Below are 21,506 nucleotides of genomic sequence, written 5' to 3' on the forward strand. Positions count from 1 at the left end.
GCGCTTGCGCGCGATGGGTGCTTGCAGCAAGGCCCATCGCGCGCAAGCGCGCTCCTACAGGGGGTGGTTATGCCTTTGGGGTCAGGAGTTCTTCGATGCCGGCGCGGTAGAACAGTTCGCGGCGGACGCGGTCGGCTACGCCGTTGACGATTTCCGCACCGTCCTGCGAGGGGTCTACGTGGACGCGGAAGGGGCGCTTGCCGAAGGGCATGTCGACAACCTCCACGATCTTCGTTGCGACCACACCGGCATCGGCGTCGGCGGGTTCAAGCGCGGCCAGGCCTTTAAGGATGCGATCGGGCATGCCGGCGTAGGGGCCTTCCATATAGACCGCTTCGATCGCGGTATCGGCGGGCTTGCCGGAGTGCGCGAAATGGTTGGTGCCTTGGGTGAAGGCGCCGGGCACCATGATCGAGGTCTCGATGCCCCACTTCGTGAGTTCGCCGGCATAGCTCACCGCCAGCGAATCCATGGCGGCCTTCGCCGCGAAGTACGGGGCGAGGAACGGCGGCGTGCCACCACGCGAGCTGCTGGACGAGACCCAGAGCAGCAGTCCCTTGCCTTGCTTGCGCATGACCGGCAGCGCCGCGCGATTCACGCGCTGCGTGCCGAGCACATTCACGTCGTAGAGCTGCGCGTACTGCTCGGCGGTGAAGGCTTCCGCCGGGCCGAAGACCATGTGGCCGGCATTGTGCACGAGGACATCGAGACGGTCGGCATCACGTAGCACCGTATCGATCGCTGCCTTTGCCGAATCATCGGAGGTGACATCGAGTTCGACGACGCGCAGGTCGACCTTGCGTTCGCGCGCCTCGTTCAGTACGGCCTCGGCCTGTTTCGCGTTGCGGCCGGCCATATCACGCATGCTCGCGTAAACGGTATGGCCGGCATCGGCCAGGGCGCGTGCGGTGAGCAGGCCGAAGCCGCTGGAGGCGCCAGTGATGAGGATGATCTGCTTCATAAGGAATTCTCCTGATCGGGGCGCGGGTTAGATGATGCCGCCGTTGGCACGCAGGACCTGGCCGTTGATCCAGGCACCCTCGGGGCCGGCGAGGAAGGCGACGGCGGCGGCGATGTCTTCTGGCGTGCCCAGGCGCTCGAGCGGCGCCAGCTTGGCGAGATGACTCACCAGTTCATCCGACTTGCCGGTGAGGAACAATTCGGTCGCGGTGGGGCCTGGGGCAACCGCGTTGACCGTGATCTCACGGCCGCGCAGTTCACGCGCCAGCACCACCGTCGTTGCTTCGATCGCCGCCTTGGTCGCCGCATAAGGACCATAGCCCGGCTGGAGCAGGCCGACGACGCTGGACGAGAAGTTGATGATGCGGCCGCCGCGGCGCAGGCGCTTCGCAGCCTGGCGCATCGTGTTGTAGCTACCCTTCACGTTGATATCGAACAGGCGGTCGAAATCTTCGTCCTTCAGTTCCGCGATCGGCGCGAGGCTCATGACACCGGCGTTGTTCACCAACACATCGACACCGCCGTAGACCTCTTCAGTACGGTCGAACAGACGCTGTGTATCCGCCGCGTTCGATACATCGGCCTGGGCGCTGATGGCCTTGCCACCGGCTGCCACGATCTCGTTCACCACCGCCTCGGCCGAAGAGGCGCTGCCGGCGTAGTTCACGACAACGGTGAAGCCCTCAGCCGCCAAGCGCTTTGCCACCGCCGCGCCGATACCCCGCGAGGCGCCCGTGACGATGGCAACCTTGTTGTTCGCTTGCTCGTTCATCTCGATCTCCGGATCCGGCGTGATTGCCGGGCAGGGAAAGCATGCGCGTTGGCGGATTGCGGATAATCCAGCTAAATTGGGTATCACTATTCCACTAAGTGGAACAAATAATGAGCATGGACCGTTTCGACACCATGCGGCTGTTCGTCCGGATCGTGGAGCGGCGCAGCTTCACGGCGGCCGCCGCTGATCTGGACTTGCCCCGCTCGACCGTCACCCAGGCGATCAAGCGACTTGAAGGACGCCTGGGGGTCCGCCTGCTCCAGCGCACCACCCGCCAGGTCAGCCCCACGCTGGATGGCGAGGCCTACCACCGCCGCTGCGTGGCGATCCTGGCCGATGTCGAAGACGCCGAGGCGGCATTCACCGATGCGCGGCCGACCGGCCTGCTCAGGGTGGACATGCACGGGATCCTGGCCCGGACCTTTGTCCTGCCGGCCCTGCCCGAATTCCTGGCGCGCTACCCCGGGCTTCGCGTCCACGTGGGCGAAGGCGACCGCTGGGTCGATCTGGTCCGGGAAGGCGTGGATTGCGTGCTACGCGCGGGCGATCTCGCCGACAGCAGCATGGCGGGCCGACGGATCGCCATGCTGCGCGAAGTGACCCTGGCCAGCCCGGATTACCTGGAACGCCACGGCGTGCCGCGCACCCCGGATGACCTCGAAGGTCACACGGCGATCGGCTTCTTCTCCACAGCGACGAGCGGCACGCTGCCGCTGGAGTTTATCGTGGAGGGGCAGGTGCGCACGGTGCATCTGCCTTCAGTGGTCACGGTGACCGGCGCGGAGACGAACAAGACGCTCGCCCGACTGGGCCTGGGCCTGATCCAGGTGCCCTACTACAACGTGGCGGCGGATATCGCCGAAGGCCGGCTGGTCGAGGTATTGCCGGATTTCCCACCTACCGAAACACCGGTGTCGCTGCTCTACCCGCACAACCGGCAGCTCTCGCCGCGCGTGCGTGTGTTTATCGACTGGGTGACCACCACCTTCGCCGCGCGTGCGGGCGAAGGGGTGCGCATGCTTTGACTCAGTTCTTCAGCGGCACGGTCTCGAAACCGCCCTGCGGCGAGGCGTTCTGTGTCGGCGGAGGCGGCGGGTTGTTGCCCTGCGGGCCCACGACGCGGTTGCTGCCGCAGGTGTAGGCACCCCAGTCCTGCGAGCCATCATGCGGCTCGCCCATCGGCTTCACCGTATCAGCGCCGAGCTTGGCCGCTTCGTTGCGGGCGAGCACTTCAAGTTCGTCGCGGACCTTGAGGTCGCTGCGATCGACCGGGCCGACGCGGCTGGTGACCGAGACGCTGACCTTGCCCTGTTCCTTGCACTGCGTGACATCGCCGTTCCACGCGGTGCGCACGTTGCGCGCCTTGTCGTCGAGCTTGATGCCCCAGTCGCAGGCACTCAACGCGAAGGTGGCGAGGGGGATAAGAAGAAAGACGGCTTTACGCATGGGTGGCTCCGAAGGATGGCGCGATCGGGAGCAATGCTAGCCCGATGGAAGCGAAGGCGCGATGAGAATCCTCACCACGCCTTCGCCTTCAGTCACTTGCCAGCGGGTTTCGTGGGTTTCGCCGATTTGACCGGATTGCCATCGGCATCGATGACATGGACCTCACCGAGGTTCAGGGCGCGCACCGGCGCCTCGATCTTGCGCAGGTCGCCAACGATCACCCAGGTGAACGCATCGGGCTTGAGCACCGCGGAAAGCGCGGCTTCCGCGGACTTTTGGTCCACCGCCTCGATGCGCGGTTTCAGCGTCTGCACGTAATCGTCCGGACGGTCGTAGATGAGGATGCCGTTCATCGCACCCAGGACCGACGAGGTGGATTCGAAGCTACCCGGCAACGCGCGCACGCGCTGCGAACGGATCTTGGCGATTTCATCGGCGGTAAGCGGTTTCGTACCGATGACCTCGCGCGCTTCCTTGAGGATCTCCGCAGCGGACTCGGCGGTCTTGTCCGTCTGCACCGGTGCGTAGAACAACACCGGCCGCTGGCCCTGGGCGTCCATGAGGAAGCTGCCGGCACCGTACGCCCAGCGTTTGTCTTCGCGCAGATTCATGTTCAGGCGCGAGGTGAAGCTGCCACCGAACGCCCCATTGGCGATGCCAAGGTCCAAAGCATCCTTCGCCCGGGTCGATGGCGCGATAAGGCCGGCCAGGATGAGCGACTGTGGCGCATCGGTGCGATTGATCAGGTACACGCGCGGTTTCGGCTGCACGGCCACCTCGGCGATGTTCCGCTTAGGCACGGCGGTCGCTGGCGGGGTCCAGTCGCCGAATACGGCATCGAGCTGCGGCAGGATCTCGGCGAGCGTGGTGTCGCCGGCGACGAGGATGCGCGCATTGTCGGGGCGCAGGTAGTCGCGCTGGAAGTTCGCGAGGTCTGCGGCAGTGAGCGACGCGATGGCCTTCTCCGTGCCACTGCCCGTGAACGGGATGCCATACGCATGGTTCTTGCCGAACAGCAGTGGCGGCAGCGTGCGCAAGGCCAGGCCCTCAGGCTCCGTCTTCTCCTGGGCGATGCCAGCCAGCCACTGGCCGCGGACGCGCTCGATGTCCTCGGCCTTGAAGGCCGGGTTGCGGGCGACATCGGCGAACAATTCAAGCGACGGGCGCAGGTCGGTGTTCAACGCATTGAGGGAGATGCTGCAGGTATCCAGCGCGCAGCCCGCGCCGATGATGGCGCCAAGCCGCTGCTTGCGCCGCGCGACCTCGACCGAATCGAGCGACCTGGTGCTTTCTTCCAGCAACTGCGAGGTGAAACTGGCGGTACCGAGTTTGTGGCCCTGGTCGGCGGCATAGCCCGCGTTGAACAACAACTGCACCTGGGTCACCGGAATGGTGTGGCGCTCAGCCAGCACGACTTCGATGCCGTTCTTCAGCTTGCCGCGCTGGAGCTTCGGGAAGGTGAGGTCGGGGAACGTCGTCACAGCGGGCACGCCTGTCGCGCGGTCGACCAGCGACTTGTCGACCGTATACGACTTCGCCGGCGGCATCACCGCTGCCGGACGGCCCGCCGCGTCGGCGAGGCCCTTCACCGCCTTGTCTTCCGCCTCGGGATTGAAGCCCGGCGCGGCAGGCAGCACGGTCAGCGTATAGCTACCTTTATCGAGCCATGCCCTGGAGGCGGCGAGCACAGAGGCCACGGTAGCGGACTGTGCGCGCTCCAGATCCTTTTTGTAGGCACCGGGATCGTTCCGGTACACCTGGCCTTCGGCAAGGATGGTGGCCTTGCCGCCGCCACGGCCACCGACCTTTTCCAGGCCACGGATGAAGCCGGCGCGGTCGATGACCTTGGCGCGGGCGAGCTCATCATCCGTCGGGCCCTTGGCCAGGAAGTCTTTCAGCACATCGGCGATCGCGGCTTCGACCTTCTTCTGGTCGACGCCCTGCTTGATGTCCACCGACAGCTGCACCTGGCTGGCCAGCGCGAAGGGTGAAATACCAATGCTGACGTCGTCAGCCAGCTTGTCCTGGTAGACCAGGCGCTGGTACAGGCGGGAGGTCTTGCCGCCTCCGAGTACGGTGGTGGCGAGATCGAGGCCGATCGCGTCATCCGTGCCGAGTTGCGGGGCGATCCAGGTGCGCAGCACGCGGGCCTGCGCCACCTGGTCGTGCTGGACGCCGAAGGTGTCCTTCGCAAGCGGAGTGATCCATGCCTGCTGGCGCGGCACCGGCGGCCCCGAAGGGATATCGCCGAAGTACTTCGCGGCCTTCTCCTTCGCCTGCGCCACGGTGATATCGCCGGCAAGCACCAACGTCGTGTTGGCGGCGCCGTAGTAATCGTGGAACCACTTCTTCACGTCGGCAAGCGACGCGGCATCCAGGTCGGTCATGGAGCCGATGGTGTCGTGGTGGTACGCGTGATTGGCGGGGTAAGTGTTAACGAGGATGTTCTCGTCAACACGGCCATAGGGCTGGTTCTCACCCTGGCGCTTTTCGTTCTGTACCACGCCGCGCTGGGTATCGAGCTCCTTCTGGCCGATGGCCCCCAGCAGATGACCCATGCGGTCGGATTCCATCCACAACGCCATGTCGACCGCGGTGGTCGGCACGGTTTCGAAATAGTTGGTGCGATCGAACCAGGTGGTGCCGTTCATATCGGTGGCACCGGCCAGCTCGAACGGCTGGAAATAGGTGCCCTTGTGGTTCTCCGAGCCGGAGAACATCAGGTGCTCGAAGAGATGCGCGAAGCCCGTCTTGCCGGCCGGCTCATCCGCCGAACCGACGTGGTACCAGATGCTGACCGCGACGACGGGCGCCTTGTGGTCCTCGTGCACGACGACGGTAAGGCCGTTGGGCAACTGAAAGCGGGTGAAGGGGATGTCGGGGATGGTGTCGGGGGCGGTGGACGCCGCGGATGCGGCACCAACGAAGGTCATCAAGCCTGCGGCCAGCAGGGTGAGGCGGTTCTTCATGCACAGCTCCTGGGGACCTTCGTGGTCCGCTACTGCCCTGAGGCTAGCCGCTGCGGTCCATCTCGCGCAATCGGGGGGCGGCGTGGCGGCCGGACGGTGTCCGCTCAGCCGGCGGGCGTGTCCGCGGACACGCCCGCGTTTTCGTGCGACCTGACAAACCTCATGCGAATCAGTTGATTGGCGGCTCTAAAAAGCTGGCACGGGGTTTGCGTTACTAGTCATGCCCCGGGGCAGCCGCCCCGGCCACCGAAACCTTCGAGGAGAACGCCATGAAGTACGAACTGCCGCTGCTCGCCACCCTGCTTGCCACGTCGATGCTGATCTGCGCCCTCACCCTGGCCGGCATGGCCTGACGTGCCTCGTCCGACCGATGAAAGGAACCCACGCCATGAAACACGAACTTCTCGTCCTGCGTAGCCTGCTGGTCGCTTCATTGCTGGTCTGCGGCCTGATCCTGGGCAACATGCTCACCTACCAGGGGACGCCGGTGCAGCTGGCCGGACCAACCAAGGTCTCGCCAGGCGCGCTGGGCCTGGTGACCGCCAGCAGCTGCGCCCTGCCCCCGGATGGCATCGTTTGCCCGCGCGCCGCGTCATAATGGGCGCATGCCCCACGTCATCCTGTTCCGACCCGAGATTCCGCCCAATACGGGCAATGTGATCCGCCTCTGCGCCAATACCGGCGCGAGCCTTCACCTGATCCGCCCCCTGGGCTTTGAGCTCGACGATACCCGGCTGCGGCGCGCAGGCCTGGACTACCACGAGTTCGCCACCGTCAACGTTCACGACGACCTCGCGACCTGCCTCGCTGCCCTTGGCCAGCCACGCGTGTTCGCCTTCTCCACCCGCGGCAAGCACCTGCATACCGACGCGGCCTACGCCGAAGGCGATGCCTTGCTGTTCGGCTGCGAAACCGCAGGCCTGCCCGACGACGTGCTCGACGCGATTCCCGAGCCGCAGCGGATCCGCCTGCCCATGCGCCCCGGCAACCGCAGCCTCAACCTGTCCAATGCGGTGGCGGTAGCCGTGTTCGAGGTGTGGCGCCAGGCTGGGTTCGACGGCGCGAGCTAACCGCGACATCGTGGATACGTCGCATGGAAGGCCACGGGCTACAATCGTGGCATGACCCCCGACCGCCCCCCGGCCGACGCTGGCCCCAATCGTTTCCTGCCCCGTCCCCTGCGCGCCCTCGCCGGCCGCGCCATGGAGGCCGCGCTCAACCGCGCCGTCGATCTTGACCCGGATACGCGAACGCGCCTCGACGTGCTCGATGGCCGGAGCGTGCAGGTCCACCTTAGCGGTCCCGAACTCGCGCTGCGCATCAGCGTGGAAAAGGGCCGCCTGCGGGTCGGTCCGCCTGAAGAGGGTGGCAGCCTCCGGGTGACGGCCTCGCCAGGCAGCCTGCTCGCCATGGCCCTGCGCCGTGACGATGAAGGCGTAGCTCCAGGCAAGGTCGATATCGCCGGCGATGCCGAACTCGCCCGTCGCCTGGAACGGCTCGCCCGGCAATACGCGCCTGATGTGGAAGAAGCCTTTGCGAAGACGTTTGGCGACACGCTGGGCGTGGCGCTGGCGAAGGCGCTGCGCGAGGGCCTGGCGCACGCCCGCGAAACCGGTAAGCACCTGGTCGACGATGGCGCGGACTGGCTCCGCGACGAAGGCCGTGTGGCGGTGGCTCCCGGTGAAGTGGAAGGATTTCTTGATGGCGTGGATGCCGTGCGCGAGCGCACCGAACGCCTCGAGGCACGTCTCGCCCGCCTGGAGCGCACACGCAAGGGGAATGGCGCATGACGCCGCTGCGTCTCGCCCCGCGCCTGCTGCGCGTCGGTGCGATCCTGCTGAAGTACCAGCTTGATGAACTCGTCGACGGGGCCCACCTGTATCGCCCGTTGAAGCTCGTCCGTCTGGCTTTCCCGCGGGCGCCACAGGAAGTGCGCAACCTGCCGCGGGGCGCGCGCCTGCGCCTGGCGCTGACCGAACTGGGGCCGATCTTCGTGAAGGCCGGGCAGGTCCTCTCGACCCGCCGTGATCTCGTGCCGGCCGATGTCGCTGATGAGCTGGCGCTGTTGCAAGACCAGGTGCCACCGTTCCCGGGTGGCGAGGCGCGCGCCATCATCGAGCGCGAATTGAAGGCCCCCGTCACGGCACGGTTCGCCCGTTTCGACGAAACACCGCTCGCCTCCGCCTCGATCGCCCAGGTTCATGCGGCCACGATGCACGATGGCCGCGAAGTCGTGGTCAAGGTGCTGCGTCCCGGTATCGACAAGCGCATCGCCCGCGACATAGCCCTGCTGCACTCGTTGGGTGAACTCGCCCAGCGCTGGCACCCCAACGCCGACAAGATCCGGCCGCTGGAAGTCGTCGCGGAAGTGGAGAAGATGCTCGACAACGAGCTCGACCTCCAGCGCGAAGGCGCGAGCGCAAGCCTGCTTCGGCGTAACTTCGCCAGCGGCGTCGACCTCTACGTACCCGAAGTGATCTGGGAACTGAGCACCGAGCGCGCGCTGACACTCGAGCGTGTGCGCGGCGTCAGTGCGGATGATATCGCCGCGATCGACGCCGCCGGCCTTGATCGTAAGCACCTTGCCGAGAAGGGCGTGCGTCTGTTCTACGAACAGGTATTCCGCGACAACTTCTTCCACGCCGATGCCCACCCGGGCAACATCTGGGTGGACACCGCGCGCATCGACGAGCCGCGCTTCATCGCGCTGGATTTCGGCATCATGGGTTCGCTACCCGAGGCCGATCAGTACTGGCTGGCAGAGAATTTCATCGCGTTGTTCGAGCGGGACTACGCCCGTATCGCGCAGCTGCACGTCGCCGCCGGGTGGATGCCTTCAACGATTCGCCTGGATGAGCTGGAAGCCGCTGTTCGCACGGTGTGCGAGCCCTATTTCACGCGCCCGCTCTCGCAGATCTCGATCGCGGAACTCGTCGTAAAACTATTCCAGACCGCGCGCCGTTTCGAGCTGACCCTACAGCCGCAGCTGATCCTGTTGCAGAAGACCCTGCTGAACATCGAAGGGGTCGGCCGCATGCTCGATCCGGAGATCGACATCTGGGCCGTGGCGCACCCGGTGCTTCGGCGGATCCTGCGCGAGCGCTACAGCGTGCGCGCCACGTTGCGTGACGTACGCCGCCGCCTGCCGGAATGGATCCATACCGCACCTCGCGTGCCTGAGCTTGTGCGTGATGCCTTGCGCCAGGTAGCCAGCGGTGAGCGCCGCGAAGTGGCCGATCCGCGCGCGTTGGTGCTTGCACAAGAAGAAGCGCGACGCACGCGCCGGCTACTCGCCTTCGGCATGCTCGGTTCGTCGCTCTTCATCTGCGCCGCGCTGGTCGGCACGCTTGCACCGCGTGGCCTGTGGCCGGCCGTAGTCGCTGCCGTGCTGGGCGTGATCTCATTTATCGCGGGTTGGCCGCGGCGTCACGCCTGAGCACCCCGATGCTTGAGATCCTTTACCAGGACGACGACATGGTCGCCGTCAACAAGCCGGCCAATCTTGCCGTGCATCGTTCCAAATTCGTCGGCCCGGACGATGCCTTCCTGATTGACCTGCTCCGCGAGCAGGTCGAGGGCCGTCTGCACCTGGCTCACCGACTGGATCGCGCCACCTCCGGCGTACTGCTGGTGGCCCGCTCGCCCGAAATGGCCAGCGCGCTGGGCGAGCAGTTCATGGGTCGCACCGTGAGCAAGCGCTATATAGCGGTAGTTCGTGGCTGGCCCGAACCCGCCGAGGGGACGATCGACTATCCGCTACCGGGCTCACGCGACACCGGCCCACGCCGCGATGCTATGACCGACTACCGCCGACTGGCCACGATCGAGGTCGATATCCCACTAGGCCGCTATGACAAACAGCGCTACGCACTGGTCGTGGCCGAACCGCGCACCGGCCGTTTCCGCCAGATCCGCAAGCATTTCGCGCATATCCACCACCCGATCGTTGGCGATAGCCAGCATGGGCGTGGTGACCATAACCGGCTGTTCAAGCAGCACTTCAGCTCGCACCGGTTGTTGTTGCATGCGCAGCGTCTGGCGTTCGCGCACCCAGCTTCGGGAGCACCGCTCGTGATCTGCGCTCCCGTCGATGCGACGTGGGAAGGCATCGCCACCCGATTCGGCTGGGAAGATGCCCTCGCTGCAGTCATTGCCGGATAACGCAATTGCATCGCGTCATGACGTCTGGCGCCACGCTGCTAGAATCCGTCCCGTCATGCTTATCGTCACCCCCTCCATCGCCATTCCCGATAACGAGCTGATCGAGCGCTTCACGCGTGCCGACGGCCCGGGCGGGCAGCACGTCAATCGCACGGAAAGCGCCGTGGAGCTTCGCTTCGACGTTGCGAATTCACCCTCGCTGCCGGAGGAGGTCCGCGAGCGCCTGCTCGCACGGCGCGATCGGCGCATGACCGATGCGGGCACGCTGGTCATCCAAGCCCGCCGGTTCCGCGACCAGGGGCGTAACCGTGACGATGCACGTGATCGGTTGGTGGAGATCATCCATGCGGCCACCCTGGTGGCAAAAAAGCGCGTCGCGACCAAGCCGTCCCGGGCCTCAAAGGAGCGCCGCCTCGTCGGTAAGGCCCAGCGCGGCCAGACCAAACGCTCACGGTCACGCGACTGGAGCCGCGAATGAACGGCGTGCCCACCGACTTCGCGCCGAACGTCCCGCGCCTCCCCGAGTCATGGTTTAGGCGGCTTTGCCGCTGGGCCATCAAGCGCACGGGCTGGCGCATCGTTGGCGAGATGCCGAACGAGAAGAAGCTGGTCCTCATAGGCGCGCCGCATTCGTCGTACTGGGATGGCTTCTACGGCCTGCTCATGCTGCAAGCGATGCGCCTTGACCTGGGCGTGATGATCAAGCGCGAAGCTTTCGATGGCCCCTTCGGGCCGATCCTCCGTCGCATGCGCCTGGTACCGATCGATCGCAAGGCGGCAACTAACGTTGTGGAGCAAATGGTCGAGCGCTTCGCCGCTAGTGACAAGCTATGGCTGGGTATCGCACCGGAAGGCACACGCAAGCCGGTGACTCAGTGGAAATCCGGCTTCCTGCGCATTGCCCGCGCTGCCAACGTGCCGATCCAGACGGCCTTCATCGATTACCCGACGAAGACCTTCACGCTCGGACCGCTGGTTCACACGACCGATGATCCGGACGCCGACATGGCGCGCATCCGCGCCATGTTCGTGGGGTATCACGGCAAGCACCACGATGCTTGACTGCATGCTGTCAGCCGCCGGAAGTACGGAACCGGATGTCATAGGTCACGTCGAGCGTCGTTACGTTTTCGATGACGAGGCGATAGTTGCCAGGCCCCAACTGCGGCTGGTGGATTGAAGTACCGCGACTCACGTCAGCCCACATGCCTCCTGCGCGCTGTTGCAACACCGACCGACCTGCTCCAGCAGAAGCGGTAAATAGGCCGGTGCAACGACTGGTCCACTCGCGGACAACCGCTGACCCGCCGGCGCTTAGCCGTCCCGTGGACCGTTGCTCGGGAAACGTAGTAAAGCACCGCACCGCGTGGCTACTTGCTGACCCAACGACTGCAGCAATGCCCAGCAGCATGACGGGAAGAAAGCGACGACATTTCGACATGGCAGACACTCGCGAATGAAGGAGCCGCCATGCTAAGCGCCGGTTTCAGCCAGCGTGAGGTGCCCTACAGAGGTCGAGCCCAAGCCTTACAGACTTTGGTGTCGTTCTGGAGCATCTTGCCCTCCTCAGTGCGGGAGTCGCCATGCAAATTCAGTCATCCAAGCCGCGGCCGATGTTGCGCTTCGATCAACTTGGCGCATCGCACGGTACGGACGACCAGATCAGGCGAACCGGATTGGGCTTGTCCGATGAATTGAAGAGTCAGCTCAAAGGCCTCGATCTCACCCGTGTCCGACCGAGCCAATTCGATCCCATCGCGGTTCATTTGTATAAAGCGGGGAAGCTCTCGGAGGATGTCGCCGGCAAGTTGATTCTCTTCAGAAGCCCTTCCGCACGAACTTTGGCCGATGATCGCCCCTTCAATCTCATAGAGGCGACCGACAATATGGCGCGCGTGATTCGATCGCTATCGCCTATGAGTCGGGCCGCCAGCCACCGGGAGGGCTACGAAGGTGCGGCCTATAGCGCGAAAGGACTGGCAACCTTCGTTAAGGCACTTCGGGCGGGCATGTTGCTCGACGAGCACGCATAGACAGCTCAGCGCTCGGAATGCCCCGACTCATCGTAATCACGATGCGTCAGCAAACCCGGTTTGATCAAATCAATAAACGCCCGCGCCTCCGGGCTCAGAAACTTCCCCTTGCGCATCACCACGCCATAACTCCGCTGAGGAAAGTACTGCCGCAGGTTCCGCACGACCAGCCGTTCGCGATCTGCATCCGTAATGCATATGCCCGTGACGATCGAGATACCAAGCCCCATCGCAACGTACTGCTTGATCACATCCCAGCCGCCCACCTCGATCGCCACGGTGTACGGCACGCGACGCTGCTGGAAAACCATGTCCACCAGACGAAACGTGGTCAGTCGTTGTGGTGGAAGGATGAGCCCATAGGGCGAAAGATCTTCGAGGCGAATGGCTTCGCGCGCGGCCAACGGATGGTCAGGCGGCATGATCAACATGGGGTCGTAGTGATAGACCGGCGCCCACGCGATGTCGTTAGGCACATCAAGCATCGAGCCGATGGCGATATCTACCTCGTCGGCACGAAGCAACGCCAGGCCATCCTTGCCTGTGACGTTGGCTAGTTGTAGCTGCACGTCGGGGTAGCGTTCGCGGTAGGCCTTCACCAGATCGGGAAGCAGGTACTGGATGGTCGAGGCGCCCGCAGCCACCGTCAGCCGCCCGGACTGCTTGCCGCGCGCCTTCGCCAAAAATTCGCGATCCAGGTTTTCGAAACCCTCGACCAGCGGCCGGGCCATGTCGTACAGCGCCTCGCCCGCATCGGTAAGGGTGACGCGCCTGCGGGTGCGCTCCACTAGCGGCACACCGAGCTCACGCTCAAGCGCCTGAAGCTGCAGGCTCACCGATGGCTGAGACAGGAAGAGCGCCTCGGCGGCCCGGCTCAAGGTGCCCAGGCGCACGATGTAGACGAAAGCGCGGAGTTGCTTGAGCCGGTTGCCCTTGTAGTAGAAGCGGCCCGCCGGATCAGGTGCCTCCGGTGACGCTGTGCGGGCCCTTACTGGCTTAGGCGTCGGTTTCTTCGCGGGATTCAGCTTCCGGGGCACACCATTTCCTCAATAAAAACGTCGTATTAGAAGATGTATTAACTTTATTAAAGTTATGGATTGAAACATATGCTTTGTCAACACGTGCCGACGCGCCGTAGCTTGGAGTCCAGACCCTAAGCGCGAGGCAGCTCCCATGGCAGTCCCCCAGAGCGTGATGAATCCCCTCACCGGCGTCCGCCTGAACGGCGCCGACGATGGCTATAACGACATCCTGACCCCCGCCGCGCTGGCCTTCGTCGCCGACCTCCACCGCCGCTTCGATAGCCGCCGCCTGGCCTTGCTGGCTGAGCGCACGGCACGCCAGCTCCGCTACGACGCAGGCGACCTCCCGGATTTCCGCACCGACACCCAGGCCATCCGCGCGTCGGACTGGTCCATCGCGCCCATCCCTGCCGCGCTGCAGGACCGCCGCGTCGAGATCACCGGCCCGGTCGAACGCAAGATGATCATCAATGCGCTGAATTCGGGCGCGAAGGTGTTCATGGCCGACTTCGAGGATTCGAGCGCGCCGACCTGGGCCAACCAGGTCGAAGGCCAGCGCAACCTGCGCGACGCCGTCGACGGCAGCATCGAATTCACCAACGCCGAGGGAAAGCGCTACACAGTCGTGGAAAACCCGGCGGTCCTCGTCATCCGCCCGCGTGGCTGGCATCTTCCAGAACGCCACGTCGAGATCGACGGCGATGTCCTCGCCGGCGCCCTGCTCGATTTCGGACTCTTCACTTTCCACAACGCCACCGCGCTGCATGCGCAGGATCGCGGCCCGTACTTCTACCTGCCAAAGCTGCAATCGATGGAAGAGGCGGCCCTGTGGCATGACGTGATGGCGCATGCCGAGGACGTGCTCGCGTTGCCACCCGGCTGCATGAAGGCCACCGTGCTGATCGAGACGTTGCCGGCCGTGTTCCAGATGGATGAAATCCTGCACGCCCTGCGCACACGCGTGGTCGGGCTCAACTGCGGCCGCTGGGATTACATCTTCTCCTACCTGAAGACCTTCCGCGCACACGCCGATCGGTTGCTTCCGGAGCGCGGCCAGGTGGTCATGACCGTGCCGTTCCTGAAGGCGTATTCCGAACTGCTGATCAAGACCTGCCACCGGCGTGGTGCCTTCGCCATGGGCGGCATGGCGGCGCAGATCCCGATCCGCGGCGACGATGAAGCGAACGACGCTGCCATGGCCAAGGTGCGCGCCGACAAGCTGCGCGAAGTCACCGCGGGCCACGACGGCACCTGGGTGGCGCATCCCGCACTCGTCCCCGTCGCCATGGCCATCTTCGACGAGCACATGCCGACGCCTAATCAGCTCACGGACATGCGCGACGACGTCGTCGCCAACCGCGATGCCTTAATTGCCCCCGCCATGGGCACCGTGACCCGCGCCGGCTTCGACAACAACGTGGAAGTCTGCCTGCGCTACACCGCCGCATGGCTCGATGGGCAGGGCTGCGTACCTATTCATCACCTGATGGAGGACGCCGCCACGGCGGAAATCGCCCGCGCCCAGCTGTGGCAGTGGCTGCACCACGGGCCGGTCGAATTCAGCGACCACGCGCCGATCACGCTGGCGTTGTTCGATCACGCGTTAGCCGCGCACACGCACCGCCTTCGCGAATCAAAGAACCCGGGCGCCGCACGCGCCGACGAGGCCGCCGCCCTGATCAGCGCGCTCACCCACGCCGGTGAACTGCGCGATTTCCTCACCCTGCCCGCTTACGAACGCCTGGTTTGAACCCTTTCCAAGGAGTAAGACGATGAAGACGCACACTGCCGAACAGATCACGCTGGACTGGAAGAACAACGATCGCTGGAACAGCGTCGAGCGCCCCTACGCCGCCGACGATGTCGTGCGCCTGCGCGGTACCGTGCAGGTCGAACACACGCTCGCACGCCGTGGTGCCGAGCGTCTGTGGCGCGCGATGAACGAGCGCCCCTATGTGAATGCGCTGGGCGCACTCACCGGCAACCAGGCCATGCAGCAGGTGAAGGCAGGCTTGCAAGCGATCTATCTCTCCGGCTGGCAGGTCGCGGCGGATGCGAATACCGCTGGCACGATGTATCCCGACCAGTCGCTGTACCCGGTCGACTCTGTTCCGAATGTCGTGCGCAAGGTCAACAAGACGTTGCTGCGTGCTGACCAGATCCATCATGCCGAAGGCAAGGATGGCCTGGACTGGCTGGTGCCGATCGTCGCTGACGCCGAAGCCGGCTTCGGCGGCGTGCTAAACGCCTACGAGCTGATGATGCACATGATCGAGGCGGGCGCTGCCGGCGTGCACTTCGAAGACCAGCTGGCCAGTGCGAAGAAGTGCGGGCACATGGGTGGCAAGGTGCTAGTGCCGACCCAGGAAGCCGTGCAGAAGCTCGTTGCTGCACGCCTCGCTGCGGATGTTGCCGGTGTGCCCACGCTGATTGTCGCGCGCACCGACGCCATGGGTGCCGGTCTTGTCACCTCGGATATCGACGAGAACGATAAGCCCTTCCTCACCGGCAAGCGCACGGTGGAGGGCTTCTATGAAACCGAGCAGGGTATCGAGCAGGCGATCAGCCGCGGCCTGGCATATGCGCCGTATGCCGACCTGATCTGGTGCGAGACCTCGACACCATCCATGGAAGAAGCCCGCCGTTTCGCCGAGGCGATCCACGCGAAGTTCCCCGGCAAGAAGCTCGCTTACAACTGCTCACCGAGCTTCAACTGGAAGAAGAACCTCGATGAGAAGACCATCGCCAGCTTCCAGAACGACCTGGGCAAGCTCGGCTATGCGTTCCAGTTCATCACCCTGGCGGGCTTCCACGCCCTGAACTATTCGATGTTCCAGCTGGCCCGTGGCTATCGCGACCATCAGATGGAGGCGTATGTCGCGCTCCAGGAAGCGGAGTTCGCCGCCGAGAAAGATGGGTATACGGCCGCCAAGCACCAACGCGAGGTCGGCACCGGCTATTTCGATCGCGTGAACCAGGTGATCTCGGGCTCGCTCAGCTCGCTCTCGGCACTGTCCGGGTCGACGGAGGAAGCCCAGTTCCACCCGGCTTCCGCGGCCTGATGCAAAAAAAATCGGCCTTCACCAAGGTGGTGGGCCGACATAAAGAGAAGCTTATAGAAGGGGATGTGAAGCTAAAGGCCGGTCCCGGTGCTGACGCGGGGGGAGGGAGGGGTAGCCAGCACCGGGACGGGGCAGGCAGCCATTAGCGAACCGCCTGGTACAGAATTCTCCGCCTCCCCCACCCCTTTTGTCAACTAGTCAGTACATGAAATAAGTATTAACTCTGACAGGGGAGGTCGGCGGACGCTGACTGCCTCGGCGTAGGGCGAAGCGGTCACAGGTTACTCAGAACCGCCGGTAGTGCATCGCCTCGGCAAGGTGCACTTGCTCGACACAACCACTGCCGCCTTCGATATCGGCGATCGTGCGTGCGACACGCAGAATGCGGTGATAGGCGCGCGCTGACGCACCGAGCTTGTCCAGCGCGCCTTCGAGCCATTCGCGTTCGGCGAGGGGCAGCGCGCAGTCGCGCTCGAGGTTTACAACGCTAAGCTCGGCATTCGGTTGGCCTGCTCGCAGCAGCGCCTTCTCGCGCGCAGCGACAACACGCTTGCGCACCGTGGCGGTGTCGTCGTCGTGCGGGCCGCGAGCATTGGAAAGGTCGGAGATCGGCACGCGCGGCACTTCGACACACAAGTCGATGCGATCAAGCAGCGGGCCGGAGATCTTCGCTTTGTACCGGGCCACCTGGTCGGGTGTGCAACGGCATTCATGCAGCGGATCGCCCTGGTAACCGCATGGGCACGGGTTCATCGCAGCCACCAGCTGGAACTCCGCCGGGAACGTGGACTGCCGTGCGGCGCGCGAGATCACGATCTGGCCGGATTCCAGCGGCTCGCGCAGTACTTCAAGTACGTGGCGGCTGAATTCCGGGAGCTCGTCGAGGAACAACACGCCGTTGTGCGCCAGCGAAATTTCGCCCGGCCGCGGCATAGAGCCACCGCCGACCAGCGCAGGGCCGGAGGCCGTGTGGTGCGGGGCGCGAAACGGGCGGCGGCGCCAGACGGAGGGATCGATGGCCTCACTGGCCAGCGAACGGATCGCACAGCTTTCCAGCGCCTCTGACTCGGTCAGGGCCGGGAGGATGCCCGGCAGGCGCTCGGCAAGCATGGTTTTGCCTGTGCCCGGCGGACCGATGAGCAGGAGGTGGTGCCCGCCCGCGGCGGCGATCTCCAGCGCGCGACGTGCCTGGTGCTGGCCGCGCACATCGCGCATGTCGGGGCCGCCGACCGGCACGTTATCGAAATCCGGCGCGGCCGGGCTTGTCAGCTCGCTGTGCCCGCGCAGCCATGCGCAGACCTCGGCCAGGCTGTCGGCCAGCAGGATGTCGCCTTCACCGATAAGAGCGGCCTCGGCCGCGTTCGCCCGTGGCACCACGATGCGTCGGCCACAGCGGCGAGCGCGGATGAGTGCAGGCAGGATACCGGGGACGGGCCGGAGCTCGCCCGATAGAGCCAGCTCGCCCAGGAATTCGCAATCGTCGAGGCGCTCGCGCGGCACCTGAGCGCCGGCCGCCAGGATGCCCAGCGCAATAGCCAGATCAAACCGGCCGCCGTCTTTCGGGAGTTCGGCGGGGGCGAGATTCACGGTAACCCGGCGATTGGGGTATTCGAAGGCGGTGTTCTGGATCGCCACGCGGACACGGTCACGCGCTTCGCGCACCGCCGCTTCGGGCAGGCCCACGATGGAGGTGGACGGCAGGCCGCCAGAAAGGTGGACTTCGACGACCACCTGGGGCGCCGCGACACCCTCCTGCGCGCGCGAAAGCGTGACAGCGAGGCTCATGACACGGGGAATCGTAACCGCTTACGGATAAGAGGGTTCAGCGAACGGAAGGGATCCGTGCTGGATCGGGCTCGCATGACGCACTCCTTTGCGCGGGTTTTGGGGAAATAACCGCCCCCAACCGCTCTCGGGGTGAGGGTGACGGATCAGGGGCGGTCCCGGGACCTTACGGCCGTCCTTGTTTACTGGCCGGAAGGCGTGACGCCAGCCTCCAGGCTGGCGACCCGTTTTTCCAAACTTTCGAGCCTTTCGCGGGTCCGTGCGAGTACCTGGCTCTGAACGTCGAATTCCTCTCGCGTTACGAGATCGAGGCGGCGTAGTCCATTCGCCAGGATATCTTTGAAGTTGGCGTGCAAATCCTCACGCGCTAGCGCCAGCCCTGGCGGAACCAACGATGCCAACCGCTCTGCGAGTTGGTCGATACCCTGCACATCCATCCTGCAACCCCGACGTCGTGGAATAAAGTCTAAGTGAATGGATTGTAGGCGCTATCAGCGGATACCCCTACGTCGTGTAGGGTTTTTCCTACAAATTATCCGGGGAAGCGTAGGCACAGGCCTATGGCACAATGGGCGTTCGCGTGCCGCAGCCGGTGCGCCCCAAGGAGTTCAACCATGAAGCTGGTGGTCGCCATCATCAAGCCGTTCAAGCTGGACGATGTCCGCGAGGCCCTCGCCGATGTAGGCGTCCAGGGCGTGACGGTGACGGAAGTGAAGGGCTTCGGTCGCCAGAAGGGCCATACCGAGCTCTACCGGGGCGCCGAATATGTCGTGGATTTCCTGCCGAAGATAAAGCTCGAGGTGGCCGTCGCCGACGATCAGCTGGAGCGCGTGGTCGAGGCGATCCAGCAGGCGGCCCGTACGGGCAAGATCGGCGATGGCAAGATCTTCGTCAGCTCGCTGGAGCAGGTGGTGCGCATCCGTACCGGCGAGCTGGACAACGACGCCCTCTAGGGCCTCAGGCGGCCTGGGCCAACGCCTGCCGCTTGAACCGGCGGTGGTGGATCAGGATCCCGGCGTAATACGCCAGGTAATAACCCAGTGTCAGGCCGATCACGGCCATCGTCAGCGGGCTATCGCCCGCGGCCGGGCCGTGAGCCGGGGCGGCACCGGCGTGCATGGCGGTGCCCAGGATGGCGAACCGGTAGACCATGCGGCCCACCAGCAAGGCGGTCAGCGCGGCGCCCAGCCAGGGGTTGGGGATATAGCTGTCCGTGCGATCGGTGCCAAGTTCGAAGCGGGTGAGCTTAAGGCCGACCATGGCGAGCGCGCCACCCACGATGAGGCCGGCCAGGGCACCCTCCGCCAGGGCAACGCTCGCAAAGCCGATGGTCAGGAGCAGGCAGGACACGACCGCAAAGATGCCCACGCGGGTTGCCATCTTCCGCGTATGGATGACCTGGCGGCCGAAGTTGCGGCGAACACGGCGGTAGACGACCCAGACCATCAGGCCGCCCATGGCGACCGGGATAAGGGCAGAAGTGGATTGGGCGGCGGCCTGGGCAAGCATCGGGGTGTCTCGCGGTTGTCGGTGTGGGGCTACCTTAGCGTTGGTGGGAGCTCGATCGTAGGCGCAGTCGCCACCAATTGGAGGTGACGGTTGTCAGGGGGTTATCGCGCGCAAGCGCGCTCCTACAGGGGCGGCATACGGCGAGGGGGGTGCGGCGGCCGGGAGGCGCGCCTCACCGGGGATCAGGCCTTGGCCTTGCCCTGGTTGGCTACGGCGGCCATCTTTGCGGCGATTTCATCGGCGTCGCCCAGGTAGTAATGCTTGACCGGCATCAGGTCCTTGTCGAACTCATACACCAGCGGGATACCGTTGGGGATGTTGAGCTCGGCGATGTCGTCATCGGAGATGTTGTCGAAGAACTTCACCAGCGCGCGCATGGAGTTGCCGTGGGCGGCCATGAGCACGTTGTTGCCCGCCTTGATCGCCGGGGCCAGCACCTCATGCCAGTACGGCAGCACGCGGGCGACGGTGTCCTTCAGGCATTCGGTCAGCGGGACATCGGCGATGCCCTCGTAGCGGCCATCTTCGGCGAACGACATCTCGCCCGGCTTGAGGGCCGGCGGCGGGGTGTCGTAGCTGCGGCGCCAGATCTTGACCTGATCATCGCCGTACTTCGCCGCGGTCTCGGCCTTATTGAGGCCGGTAAGCGCGCCGTAGTGGCGCTCGTTGAGGCGCCAGTCGGTGAGCACCGGGATCCACATCAGGTCCATCTCGTCCTGCACGTGCCACAGGGTGCGCACGGCGCGCTTCAGGTAGGAGGTGTGAGCCACGTTGAAGGTGAACCCGGCATTCTTCAGCAGGCGGCCGGCCTCACGGGCCTCGGCCACGCCTTGCTCGCTGAGGTCGACATCAGCCCAGCCGCTGAAGCGGTTTTCGAGGTTCCAGGCCGACTGGCCGTGGCGGATCATCACGAGCTTGTACATGGCATCCAACGATGGGAGGGGAAAATCCCATGGTGGAGCGGCAGCCGGGGGGCGTCAACTCCGCCGGGACCCCTGCCGCAAGTCACGCTAAACCTTGTGCCGCCGTGCGGCATCCTAGAGGCTCAGTCCACCCGTGGAGCAACACACCATGCGCCTTACCCTGTTGTCGGCCCTTATCGCTGTTTCGCTGTCCGCCACCGCCTTCGCCTCATCGGACGATGTCAGCAAGATCAACGGCACCGCCAGCGTCGACGCCGGCGCGCACGCTGGCAATGTCAGCACCGTCAACGGCTCGGTCCGTATTGGCGACAAAGCGGTGATCGAGAAGGCCAGCACGGTAAACGGCTCGGTCGATCTTGGCGACGGCGCGACCGCGAACACCGTGAAGACGGTGAATGGCTCGCTGACGCTCGGCGAGCGTTCGCAAGTTTCAGGCGAGGTCGAAAACGTCAACGGCCGGGTCAAGCTAGAGAACGGAGCCGAGGTGAAAGGCCACCTGAGCAACGTCAACGGCGACATCACGATGGACCACGCTCACGTCGGCGGCGGCATCGAAACCGTCAACTCCAGCATCACCGTAGGCGAAGGCTCAAAGGTAGACGGCGGCATCCTGGTCAAGAAGCCGAACATGGGCTGGCACAGCAGCGACAGCCGCCCGCCGACCATCGTCATCGGCCCGCACGCGGTGGTCAACGGCACCATGACCTTCGAGCGCGAAGTAAAGCTCTACGTCAGCGACTCGGCGACCGTCGGCAAGATCGAAGGCGCCACGGCGCAAAAATTCAGCGGCGCCAGCCCCTGACCCGGCGCCCCGCGCGCTGCCATGTAGGAGCGCGCTTGCGCGCGATAAACCAACGAAAC

At 64.8% G+C, this 21,506-nt stretch carries 23 protein-coding genes; 13 read left to right on the top strand and 10 right to left on the bottom strand.

Annotated features, from left to right (window positions below):
* Window positions 1-67: 67 nt before the first annotated feature.
* Both VGN46_RS07810 and VGN46_RS07815 read right to left on the bottom strand, forming a co-directional pair.
* Entirely contained in the window at window positions 68-961 is an 894-nt protein-coding gene (locus VGN46_RS07810) for an SDR family oxidoreductase (RefSeq protein ID WP_331642415.1), read from the bottom strand.
* Window positions 962-988: 27 nt separating this feature from the next.
* Window positions 989-1,732, bottom strand: coding sequence for an SDR family oxidoreductase (locus tag VGN46_RS07815; RefSeq protein ID WP_331642417.1), 744 nt, complete (start codon window positions 1,730-1,732; stop codon window positions 989-991).
* A gap of 116 nt (window positions 1,733-1,848) precedes the next feature.
* Here VGN46_RS07815 and VGN46_RS07820 point away from each other — a divergent pair, with 116 nt between their 5' ends.
* On the top strand, window positions 1,849-2,760 hold the full coding sequence (locus tag VGN46_RS07820) for a LysR family transcriptional regulator (RefSeq protein ID WP_331642562.1): 912 nt from the start codon (window positions 1,849-1,851) through the stop codon (window positions 2,758-2,760).
* A gap of 1 nt (window position 2,761) precedes the next feature.
* Here VGN46_RS07820 and VGN46_RS07825 read toward each other — a convergent pair whose 3' ends face one another.
* Entirely contained in the window at window positions 2,762-3,181 is a 420-nt protein-coding gene (locus tag VGN46_RS07825) for a DUF4156 domain-containing protein (RefSeq protein WP_331642419.1), read from the bottom strand.
* Between the two features lie 92 nt (window positions 3,182-3,273).
* On the bottom strand, window positions 3,274-6,150 hold the full coding sequence (locus VGN46_RS07830; protein WP_331642421.1) for a pitrilysin family protein: 2,877 nt from the start codon (window positions 6,148-6,150) through the stop codon (window positions 3,274-3,276).
* A gap of 388 nt (window positions 6,151-6,538) precedes the next feature.
* Between VGN46_RS07830 and VGN46_RS07835 the strand changes: the two genes are divergently transcribed.
* From VGN46_RS07835 to VGN46_RS07865, 7 genes are read left to right on the top strand one after another with little or no spacing between them, the layout of a single operon-like run.
* Entirely contained in the window at window positions 6,539-6,748 is a 210-nt protein-coding gene (locus tag VGN46_RS07835) for a hypothetical protein (RefSeq protein ID WP_331642423.1), read from the top strand.
* Window positions 6,749-6,755: 7 nt separating this feature from the next.
* Window positions 6,756-7,220, top strand: a complete 465-nt coding sequence (locus VGN46_RS07840) for a tRNA (cytidine(34)-2'-O)-methyltransferase (protein ID WP_331642425.1) — start codon at window positions 6,756-6,758, stop codon at window positions 7,218-7,220.
* Between the two features lie 51 nt (window positions 7,221-7,271).
* Window positions 7,272-7,940: a ubiquinone biosynthesis accessory factor UbiJ gene (locus tag VGN46_RS07845; protein WP_331642427.1), complete on the top strand. Its 669-nt coding sequence runs from the start codon at window positions 7,272-7,274 to the stop codon at window positions 7,938-7,940.
* Window positions 7,937-9,586 carry a ubiquinone biosynthesis regulatory protein kinase UbiB gene (ubiB, locus tag VGN46_RS07850; protein WP_331642429.1) on the top strand — a complete coding sequence of 550 codons (1,650 nt, stop codon included), beginning with the start codon at window positions 7,937-7,939 and terminating at the stop codon, window positions 9,584-9,586. The genes VGN46_RS07845 and ubiB overlap by 4 nt, the downstream gene beginning before the upstream one ends.
* Before the next feature lie 8 nt (window positions 9,587-9,594).
* Window positions 9,595-10,311, top strand: a complete 717-nt coding sequence (locus tag VGN46_RS07855) for a pseudouridine synthase (RefSeq protein ID WP_331642431.1) — start codon at window positions 9,595-9,597, stop codon at window positions 10,309-10,311.
* Between the two features lie 55 nt (window positions 10,312-10,366).
* Window positions 10,367-10,789, top strand: a complete 423-nt coding sequence (arfB, locus tag VGN46_RS07860; protein ID WP_331642433.1) for an alternative ribosome rescue aminoacyl-tRNA hydrolase ArfB — start codon at window positions 10,367-10,369, stop codon at window positions 10,787-10,789.
* A complete protein-coding gene (locus tag VGN46_RS07865; RefSeq protein ID WP_331642435.1) occupies window positions 10,786-11,373 on the top strand; it encodes a 1-acyl-sn-glycerol-3-phosphate acyltransferase in 588 nt (195 codons plus the stop codon). The genes arfB and VGN46_RS07865 overlap by 4 nt, the downstream gene beginning before the upstream one ends.
* 10 nt (window positions 11,374-11,383) lie before the next feature.
* Here VGN46_RS07865 and VGN46_RS07870 read toward each other — a convergent pair whose 3' ends face one another.
* Window positions 11,384-11,506, bottom strand: a complete 123-nt coding sequence (locus VGN46_RS07870; RefSeq protein WP_331642437.1) for a hypothetical protein — start codon at window positions 11,504-11,506, stop codon at window positions 11,384-11,386.
* A gap of 388 nt (window positions 11,507-11,894) precedes the next feature.
* Here VGN46_RS07870 and VGN46_RS07875 point away from each other — a divergent pair, with 388 nt between their 5' ends.
* The gene (locus VGN46_RS07875; RefSeq protein WP_331642438.1) at window positions 11,895-12,344 is read left to right on the top strand and encodes a hypothetical protein; all 450 of its coding nucleotides are present in this window, start codon (window positions 11,895-11,897) and stop codon (window positions 12,342-12,344) included.
* Window positions 12,345-12,349: 5 nt separating this feature from the next.
* Here VGN46_RS07875 and VGN46_RS07880 read toward each other — a convergent pair whose 3' ends face one another.
* Window positions 12,350-13,381: a LysR family transcriptional regulator gene (locus VGN46_RS07880; RefSeq protein WP_414675238.1), complete on the bottom strand. Its 1,032-nt coding sequence runs from the start codon at window positions 13,379-13,381 to the stop codon at window positions 12,350-12,352.
* A gap of 136 nt (window positions 13,382-13,517) precedes the next feature.
* Between VGN46_RS07880 and aceB the strand changes: the two genes are divergently transcribed.
* Window positions 13,518-15,116: a malate synthase A gene (aceB, locus tag VGN46_RS07885; RefSeq protein ID WP_331642440.1), complete on the top strand. Its 1,599-nt coding sequence runs from the start codon at window positions 13,518-13,520 to the stop codon at window positions 15,114-15,116.
* A gap of 22 nt (window positions 15,117-15,138) precedes the next feature.
* Window positions 15,139-16,428: an isocitrate lyase gene (gene aceA, locus VGN46_RS07890; protein WP_331642442.1), complete on the top strand. Its 1,290-nt coding sequence runs from the start codon at window positions 15,139-15,141 to the stop codon at window positions 16,426-16,428.
* Between the two features lie 285 nt (window positions 16,429-16,713).
* Here aceA and VGN46_RS07895 read toward each other — a convergent pair whose 3' ends face one another.
* Entirely contained in the window at window positions 16,714-18,213 is a 1,500-nt protein-coding gene (locus VGN46_RS07895; protein WP_331642444.1) for a YifB family Mg chelatase-like AAA ATPase, read from the bottom strand.
* 182 nt (window positions 18,214-18,395) lie between these two features.
* Window positions 18,396-18,650: an accessory factor UbiK family protein gene (locus VGN46_RS07900; RefSeq protein ID WP_331642446.1), complete on the bottom strand. Its 255-nt coding sequence runs from the start codon at window positions 18,648-18,650 to the stop codon at window positions 18,396-18,398.
* 177 nt (window positions 18,651-18,827) lie between these two features.
* Between VGN46_RS07900 and glnK the strand changes: the two genes are divergently transcribed.
* Window positions 18,828-19,166: a P-II family nitrogen regulator gene (gene glnK / locus VGN46_RS07905; protein ID WP_247432070.1), complete on the top strand. Its 339-nt coding sequence runs from the start codon at window positions 18,828-18,830 to the stop codon at window positions 19,164-19,166.
* 4 nt (window positions 19,167-19,170) lie between these two features.
* Here glnK and VGN46_RS07910 read toward each other — a convergent pair whose 3' ends face one another.
* Entirely contained in the window at window positions 19,171-19,722 is a 552-nt protein-coding gene (locus tag VGN46_RS07910; RefSeq protein ID WP_331642450.1) for a DUF1453 domain-containing protein, read from the bottom strand.
* A 182-nt stretch (window positions 19,723-19,904) separates the two neighbouring features.
* Complete coding sequence (gpmA, locus tag VGN46_RS07915; protein WP_331642452.1) at window positions 19,905-20,645, bottom strand: 2,3-diphosphoglycerate-dependent phosphoglycerate mutase; 741 nt, start codon at window positions 20,643-20,645, stop codon at window positions 19,905-19,907.
* A 148-nt stretch (window positions 20,646-20,793) separates the two neighbouring features.
* Between gpmA and VGN46_RS07920 the strand changes: the two genes are divergently transcribed.
* Entirely contained in the window at window positions 20,794-21,447 is a 654-nt protein-coding gene (locus tag VGN46_RS07920) for a hypothetical protein (RefSeq protein WP_331642454.1), read from the top strand.
* The last annotated feature ends 59 nt before the right edge of the window (window positions 21,448-21,506 follow it).

The sequence above is a fragment of the Luteibacter sp. genome (assembly GCF_036500425.1).
Classification (GTDB): domain Bacteria; phylum Pseudomonadota; class Gammaproteobacteria; order Xanthomonadales; family Rhodanobacteraceae; genus Luteibacter.

Excerpts from the sequence above, each read along its gene's own strand:
- VGN46_RS07810 (WP_331642415.1), bottom strand. The coding sequence starts at position 961 with ATGAAGCAGATCATCCTCATCACTGGCGCCTCCAGCGGCTTCGGCCTG.
- VGN46_RS07815 (WP_331642417.1), bottom strand. The coding sequence starts at position 1,732 with ATGAACGAGCAAGCGAACAACAAGGTTGCCATCGTCACGGGCGCCTCG.
- VGN46_RS07820 (WP_331642562.1), top strand. The coding sequence starts at position 1,849 with ATGGACCGTTTCGACACCATGCGGCTGTTCGTCCGGATCGTGGAGCGG.
- VGN46_RS07825 (WP_331642419.1), bottom strand. The coding sequence starts at position 3,181 with ATGCGTAAAGCCGTCTTTCTTCTTATCCCCCTCGCCACCTTCGCGTTG.
- VGN46_RS07830 (WP_331642421.1), bottom strand. The coding sequence starts at position 6,150 with ATGAAGAACCGCCTCACCCTGCTGGCCGCAGGCTTGATGACCTTCGTT.
- VGN46_RS07835 (WP_331642423.1), top strand. The coding sequence starts at position 6,539 with ATGAAACACGAACTTCTCGTCCTGCGTAGCCTGCTGGTCGCTTCATTG.
- VGN46_RS07840 (WP_331642425.1), top strand. The coding sequence starts at position 6,756 with ATGCCCCACGTCATCCTGTTCCGACCCGAGATTCCGCCCAATACGGGC.
- VGN46_RS07845 (WP_331642427.1), top strand. The coding sequence starts at position 7,272 with ATGACCCCCGACCGCCCCCCGGCCGACGCTGGCCCCAATCGTTTCCTG.
- ubiB (WP_331642429.1), top strand. The coding sequence starts at position 7,937 with ATGACGCCGCTGCGTCTCGCCCCGCGCCTGCTGCGCGTCGGTGCGATC.
- VGN46_RS07855 (WP_331642431.1), top strand. The coding sequence starts at position 9,595 with ATGCTTGAGATCCTTTACCAGGACGACGACATGGTCGCCGTCAACAAG.
- arfB (WP_331642433.1), top strand. The coding sequence starts at position 10,367 with ATGCTTATCGTCACCCCCTCCATCGCCATTCCCGATAACGAGCTGATC.
- VGN46_RS07865 (WP_331642435.1), top strand. The coding sequence starts at position 10,786 with ATGAACGGCGTGCCCACCGACTTCGCGCCGAACGTCCCGCGCCTCCCC.
- VGN46_RS07875 (WP_331642438.1), top strand. The coding sequence starts at position 11,895 with ATGCAAATTCAGTCATCCAAGCCGCGGCCGATGTTGCGCTTCGATCAA.
- aceB (WP_331642440.1), top strand. The coding sequence starts at position 13,518 with ATGGCAGTCCCCCAGAGCGTGATGAATCCCCTCACCGGCGTCCGCCTG.
- aceA (WP_331642442.1), top strand. The coding sequence starts at position 15,139 with ATGAAGACGCACACTGCCGAACAGATCACGCTGGACTGGAAGAACAAC.
- VGN46_RS07895 (WP_331642444.1), bottom strand. The coding sequence starts at position 18,213 with ATGAGCCTCGCTGTCACGCTTTCGCGCGCGCAGGAGGGTGTCGCGGCG.
- VGN46_RS07900 (WP_331642446.1), bottom strand. The coding sequence starts at position 18,650 with ATGGATGTGCAGGGTATCGACCAACTCGCAGAGCGGTTGGCATCGTTG.
- glnK (WP_247432070.1), top strand. The coding sequence starts at position 18,828 with ATGAAGCTGGTGGTCGCCATCATCAAGCCGTTCAAGCTGGACGATGTC.
- VGN46_RS07910 (WP_331642450.1), bottom strand. The coding sequence starts at position 19,722 with ATGCTTGCCCAGGCCGCCGCCCAATCCACTTCTGCCCTTATCCCGGTC.
- gpmA (WP_331642452.1), bottom strand. The coding sequence starts at position 20,645 with ATGTACAAGCTCGTGATGATCCGCCACGGCCAGTCGGCCTGGAACCTC.
- VGN46_RS07920 (WP_331642454.1), top strand. The coding sequence starts at position 20,794 with ATGCGCCTTACCCTGTTGTCGGCCCTTATCGCTGTTTCGCTGTCCGCC.